The following is a 6366-nucleotide window of genomic DNA, read 5'->3' on the forward strand; positions in this document are numbered from 1 at the left end:
CCTGGACGGTGGTCGGGTAGGGGTCCCCGGCCCCGCCCTTTCACCGTTTCTTGCGGGGCTCCGCCCCCGCGCCCCCGAAACCGCGCTCCGCGCGGTTGTCCTCAAACTCCCCCAGAGGGGGTGCCCCCAGACGGGCTGGATAGTGCCGCCCTGGGCGCGCACTTCAGCCCGTCCGGCGTCTGAGGACGAGCGGCGGAGCCGCGAAAAGGAAGTCTGGGGGCGCAGCCCCCGGGAAACGGCGAAGGGGCGGGGCCGGGGACCCCTACCCGACCACCGTCCAGGTGTCCCCACCCGCGAGCAGCCCCGCCAGATCCCCCTTGCCCCGCTGTTCCACGGCCGTCTCCAACTGCTCGGTCATCAGCGTGTCGTACACCGGCCGCTCCACGCTGCGCAGCACGCCGATGGGCGTGTGGTGCAGCGTGTCGGGGTCGGCCAGCCGCGAGAGGGCGAACGCCGTGGTCGGGGACGGGGAGTGCGCGTCGTGCACCAGCACCCGCGCCTCGTTCTCGGGCGTCACCTCGACGACCGCGAGGTCGCCGGTGGCCGGGTCCCGTACGACGCCCTTGGAGCCGTCGGCGCCGAAGCGGATCGGCTGTCCGTGCTCCAGCCGGATCACCGCTTCCTGCGCCTGTTCCTTGTCCTTGAGCGCCTCGAAGGCGTTGTCGTTGAAGATGTTGCAGTTCTGGTAGATCTCCACCAGCGCCGTGCCCGGGTGGTCGGCGGCCTGCCGCAGGACCTCCGTCAGGTGCTTGCGGTCGGAGTCGATGGTGCGGGCGACGAACGAGGCCTCCGCGCCGATCGCCAGGGACACCGGGTTGAAGGGCGCGTCCAGCGAACCCATCGGCGTCGACTTGGTGATCTTGCCGACCTCGGAGGTGGGGCTGTACTGGCCCTTGGTCAGCCCGTAGATCCGGTTGTTGAACAGCAGGATCTTGAGGTTGACGTTGCGGCGCAGCGCGTGGATGAGGTGGTTGCCGCCGATGGACAGCGCGTCGCCGTCACCGGTGACCACCCACACCGACAGGTCGCGGCGGGAGGTCGCCAGGCCGGTGGCGATGGCCGGGGCACGGCCGTGGATGGAGTGCATCCCGTAGGTGTTCATGTAGTACGGGAAGCGGGAGGAGCAGCCGATGCCGGAGACGAAGACGATGTTCTCGCGGGCGACGCCGAGTTCGGGCATGAAGCCCTGCACGGCGGCGAGGATGGCGTAGTCGCCGCAGCCGGGGCACCAGCGCACTTCCTGGTCGGACTTGAAGTCCTTCATGGACTGCTTGGCTTCGGCCTTGGGCACCAGCTTGAGCGCCTCAGACATCGATGGCCTCCTTGAGCACGGTGGCGAGCTGCTCGGCCTTGAACGGCATGCCGCTGACCTGGGTGTGGGAGCGGACGTCCACCAGGTACCGGGCGCGCAGCAGGGTGGCGAGCTGGCCGAGGTTCATCTCCGGCACGACGACCGTGTCGTAACCGGCGAGCACCTCGCCCAGGTTGCGCGGGAAGGGGTTCAGGTGGCGCAGGTGGGCCTGGGCGACGTGCGCGCCGGCGGCGCGTACGCGGCGGACGGCGGCGGTGATGGGCCCGTAGGTGGAACCCCACCCCAGCACCAGGGTCCGGGCCTCCCCGGAGGGGTCGTCCACCTCGATGTCGGGGACGGCGATCCCGTCGACCTTGGCCTGCCGGGTGCGGACCATGAAGTCGTGGTTGGCCGGGTCGTACGAGATGTTGCCCGTGCCGTCCTGCTTCTCGATGCCGCCGATGCGGTGCTCAAGGCCCGGCGTGCCCGGCACGGCCCAGGGGCGGGCCAGCGTCTCGGGGTCGCGCTTGTACGGCCAGAAGACCTCGGTGCCGTCGGCCAGCTCGTGGTTGGGTGTGGTCGTGAACTGCACGCGGAGGTCCGGGAGTTCGTCCGGCTCGGGGATGCGCCAGGGCTCGGAGCCGTTGGCCAGGTAGCCGTCGGACAGCAGGAAGACCGGCGTCCGGTACGTCAGCGCGATGCGCGCCGCGTCCAGGGCCGCGTCGAAGCAGTCGGCCGGCGTCTTCGGCGCCACGATCGGCACGGGCGCCTCGCCGTTGCGCCCGTACATCGCCTGCAACAGGTCGGCCTGCTCGGTCTTGGTCGGCAGACCGGTGGACGGGCCGCCGCGCTGGATGTCCACGATCAGCAGCGGCAGTTCGAGCGAGACGGCCAGGCCGATCGTCTCCGACTTCAGGGCCACGCCCGGCCCCGACGTCGTCGTCACCGCGAGCGCGCCGCCGAACGCCGCGCCCAGCGCCGCGCCGATGCCGGCGATCTCGTCCTCGGCCTGGAAGGTCCGCACCCCGAAGTTCTTGTGCTTCGACAGCTCGTGGAGGATGTCGGAGGCCGGGGTGATCGGGTACGAGCCCAGGTACAGCGGCAGGTCCGCCTGCCGGGAGGCGGCGATCAGCCCGTACGACAGGGCGAGGTTGCCGGAGATGTTGCGGTAGGTGCCGGCCGGGAAGGCGGAGGCGGCGGGGGCGACCTCGTAGGAGACCGCGAAGTCCTCCGTCGTCTCACCGAAGTTCCAGCCCGCCCGGAAGGCGGCCACGTTCGCCTCGGCGATCTGCGGCTTCTTCGCGAACTTCTTCCGCAGGAACTTCTCGGTGTTCTCCGTCGGCCGGTGGTACATCCACGACAGCAGCCCGAGGGCGAACATGTTCTTGCTGCGCTCGGCTTCCTTGCGGGAGAGCCCGAACTCCTTGAGCGCCTCGATCGTCAGCGTCGTCAGCGGCACGGGGTGGACGTTGTAGCCGTCCAGCGAGCCGTCCTCCAGCGGGCTGGTCGCGTAACCGACCTTGGCCATCGGGCGCTTGGTGAACTCGTCGGTGTTGACGATGATCTCGGCGCCGCGCGGCACGTCCGCGATGTTGGCCTTGAGGGCGGCGGGGTTCATGGCGACCAGGACGTTCGGGGCGTCGCCCGGGGTGAGGATGTCGTGGTCGGCGAAGTGCAGCTGGAACGAGGAGACGCCGGGCAGGGTGCCGGCGGGGGCCCGGATCTCGGCGGGGAAGTTCGGCAGGGTCGACAGGTCGTTGCCGAACGAGGCCGTCTCGGAGGTGAAACGGTCTCCGGTGAGCTGCATGCCGTCACCGGAGTCACCGGCGAACCGGATGATCACGCGGTCCAGGCGGCGGACCTCCTTGCCGCCCGGGGTGCCCGTGGCGCCCGCGGCGCCTCTGCCCTCGGTCCCGCCGTCCTCGGTCCCGTCGTCCTCGCCGCCGGAGTCCGGCGTGACGGCGCGCTGCCCGGTGAGACGCGACGGCTCGTCCCCGGCCCCGGGCGGGGAGAAGCCTGGCTGCTGTTCGGCTGGATCGGCCTGCTCGGCCGGGCTGCTGACCTGGCTGGTCACTGCTTCGGACCTCCCTCGTGACGGCGGTCCCGCACACGGTGGTGCCGACCGGCGTTCCCATCGCCATCGTACGTGGGCGGGGCACGGCCATCCGGGACGGATCACGGGTGGGGAGGCCCCGCAGCACCCCCATCCTGGCACGCCGCGTCGGAGTCCTCCCCGAGAGCGGCGACGGCCCACGGCCCGGCCTCCGGCCACGGGACCAGGACCGGAGGAGGAGCCGCCCGCTCCGCCCGGTGCCGCCGCGCGGCCGGCGAGGTGGCGGATGAGGCCGCCCCTCCCCCTTGATCAGGCACAAGAGCGGGAACGGCCGCCGGGAACGAGCGCCCGTGACGGCACCCGGGCGGGCCCGGCCCGGCGCAAGCGGAGGCGCCGGGCGGTGCCCGGAGGACGTTCGACCGGTGCGGCCCCGGGGCGGGACGGACGCCGGAGAAGCGGAACCGCCCCGACCGGGCCCGATCCCCGCCCCTTACGACTACGACAACGACTACGACATACGCCTACGACTACGGCTTACGCCTACGACCGGAGGTACGTGAGCACCGCGAGCACCCGGCGGTGGTCCCCGTCGCTCGGGGACAGCCCCAGCTTCATGAAGATGTTGCTGACGTGCTTCTCGACGGCCCCGTCGCTCACCACGAGCTGCCGGGCGATGGCGCCGTTCGTCCTGCCCTCCGCCATCAGGCCCAGCACCTCGCGCTCGCGCGGGGTGAGCCCGGCCAGGACGTCCTGCTTGCGGCTGCGGCCCAGCAGCTGCGCGACGACCTCGGGGTCCAGCGCGGTGCCGCCCCGGGCCACCCGGACCACGGCGTCCACGAACTCCCGTACCTCGGCCACCCGGTCCTTGAGCAGGTAACCGACCCCGCGGCTGCTGCCGGCGAGCAGCTCGGTCGCGTACTGCTCCTCGACATACTGCGAAAGGACCAGGACACCCAGGTCCGGATGGTCCCGCCGGAGCCGGACGGAGGCGCGGACGCCCTCGTCGGTGTGGGTCGGCGGCATCCGGACGTCCGCCACCACCACGTCCGGCAGCGCCCCCTCGTCGGCCAGTTCCCGCACCGCCTTCAGCAGCGCCTCGGCGTCCCCCACGCCGGCCACCACCTCGTGGCCGCGGTCGGTGAGCAGCCGGGTCAGGCCCTCCCTGAGCAGCACCGAGTCCTCGGCGATGACGACCCGCACCCTGTCCGCGGCATTCTCGACCACGACGTCCGGCCCCCTGGTTTTCCCGCGGGCGTTCCGGCCCGCACTACGACTGCGACGCCCCACAGCATCGCAGCAAAACGGCCCCGGACGGGCGGTCCGGGGCCGTGGGAGGGCAGGGGAGTCGGGAGAGGGGCTGGGGAGAGACGGCGGAGAGAGAGGGGAGGGAGGCCGGCGGAAGAGACGCGGGAGACGGACTGAGAGCCTCAGCGATCCTCAGCGGTCGCGCCAGGGCAGCTCCGCGGTGACGGTGGTGGGCCCGCCGGCGGGCGAATCGACGACCAGCAGGCCGTCCACCGACCCCAGCCGTTCCGCGAGTCCGGCCAGCCCGCTGCCGGCCGCGGTGGACGCGCCGCCCTGCCCGTCGTCCCACACCTGGAGCATCACGCGGTTGCCGGAGCGCCACACGTCCACTCGCGCCGCCCGGGCGCGGCTGTGCTTGCTGACGTTCTGGAGGAGCTCGGAGACGGTGAAGTAGGCGATGCCCTCGATCGCGGGCGCCGGGCGGCTGTCGAGGTCCACGACCACCTCGACGGGGACGGTGCAGCGGCCCGCGACGGAGGAGAGGGCGGCGTCCAGGCCGCGGTCGGTCAGTACCGCCGGGTGGATGCCGCGGGCGAGGTCGCGCAGTTCCTGGAGGGCGAGTTTCACCTCGCCGTGTGCCTCGTCGACCATCTTCGCCGCGGCCTCCGGGTCCTCCAGCAGCTTCTCCTTCGCCAGACCGAGGTCCATGGCGAGGGCGACGAGCCGGGCCTGGGCGCCGTCGTGCAGGTCCCGCTCGATGCGCCGCAGGTCGGCGGCGGCCGTGTCCACCACGACGCCCCGGTCCTGCTCCAGCTCGGCGACCCGGACGGCCAGCTTCGACGGGCCGAGCAGGGTCTTGACCAGCATCCGGTCCATGGTGGCCATGCCGTGGATCAGCCAGGGGGTGACCAGGACGACCGCCAGGCCGACGGCGGAGGTGGTGGCGAGCTCGAAGGGGTTGTCGAGGTAGAGCTCGTGGTTCCGGTCGCTGAAGACCTGCATGCCCGGCTGCCCCCACCACGTCGGGTACATCCACTGGTAGGCCGGGTAGAGGAACAGCGACCAGCCCAGGACCTGGAGCACCAGCGACACCGAGAACGCGCAGAGGGCCCAGGGCATCTGCACCACCGCGTAGACCATGTGCCGCCAGGACGCCCCGCTCTTCAGCAGCGCCCACACCCAGCCCATGAACCCACCGCTCCGGTTCTCCGCCTGGACGGGGTGCGGGCCCTCGACGTCCGCGTCCAGCAGGATCCGGGCCCGGGTGCGCTCCACCGCGCCCAGCAGCCGAGCCCCGGCGAGGCCGAGGGCCAGCACGGGCACGCCGACGAAGGTGATCAGCAGGCCGAGGCCCAGCGAGACCGTGGTGACGGCCCAGGTGAAGCCGGCGATCGAGATCGGCAGGCTGAGCTGGAGGTACAGGAACGCGCGCCAGGTGCGCCCCGATAGGGGCGCCCGCAGGGCGAGCGGCAGCCCGCGGCGCCGGGGAGCGGGGCCGGCCGGGTATCCGTGGTCTCCGTAGTCGATGGCCATCTCCAGGGTTCCTCTGTCCTCTGCGTCCGTCCGTCGGGAGCCGCCGGGTCCGTCGGGTCCGTCGGGGCCGGCAAGGGCGCTGGTGCTGTCGGTGCTGTTGGTGCTTTCGGGGGTGTCGATGCGTCGGGGGGCGTTTGGGTGCGGGGGCCTCCTGGGACCCTCCCGGGGCTTTCCTGTACGGGATGGCTCCAGGTTCCCCCTTAGGGGATGGGCCGGGCCATGCGGTGGGTGGGTGTCCTAGGGG

The 6366-nt window shown here is 72.1% G+C and carries 4 protein-coding genes; all 4 read right to left on the reverse strand.

Annotated features, from left to right (window positions below):
* Positions 1-262 precede the first annotated feature (262 nt).
* The 4 genes from ACSNOK_RS29370 to ACSNOK_RS29385 all read right to left on the reverse strand — a co-directional run bounded on the left by ACSNOK_RS29370 (position 263) and on the right by ACSNOK_RS29385 (position 6122).
* Complete coding sequence (locus tag ACSNOK_RS29370) at positions 263-1312, reverse strand: 2-oxoacid:ferredoxin oxidoreductase subunit beta (protein ID WP_436783829.1); 1050 nt, start codon at positions 1310-1312, stop codon at positions 263-265.
* The gene (locus ACSNOK_RS29375; RefSeq protein ID WP_436783830.1) at positions 1305-3365 is read right to left on the reverse strand and encodes a 2-oxoacid:acceptor oxidoreductase subunit alpha; all 2061 of its coding nucleotides are present in this window, start codon (positions 3363-3365) and stop codon (positions 1305-1307) included. Before ACSNOK_RS29375 ends, ACSNOK_RS29370 begins: the two co-directional genes overlap by 8 nt.
* A gap of 519 nt (positions 3366-3884) precedes the next feature.
* Positions 3885-4544, reverse strand: coding sequence for a response regulator transcription factor (locus tag ACSNOK_RS29380; RefSeq protein WP_436783832.1), 660 nt, complete (start codon positions 4542-4544; stop codon positions 3885-3887).
* Between the two features lie 237 nt (positions 4545-4781).
* Positions 4782-6122: a sensor histidine kinase gene (locus ACSNOK_RS29385; RefSeq protein WP_436783831.1), complete on the reverse strand. Its 1341-nt coding sequence runs from the start codon at positions 6120-6122 to the stop codon at positions 4782-4784.
* Between the last annotated feature and the right edge of the window lie 244 nt (positions 6123-6366).

The organism is Streptomyces sp. URMC 126 (assembly GCF_051386555.1).
GTDB lineage: Bacteria > Actinomycetota > Actinomycetes > Streptomycetales > Streptomycetaceae > Streptomyces.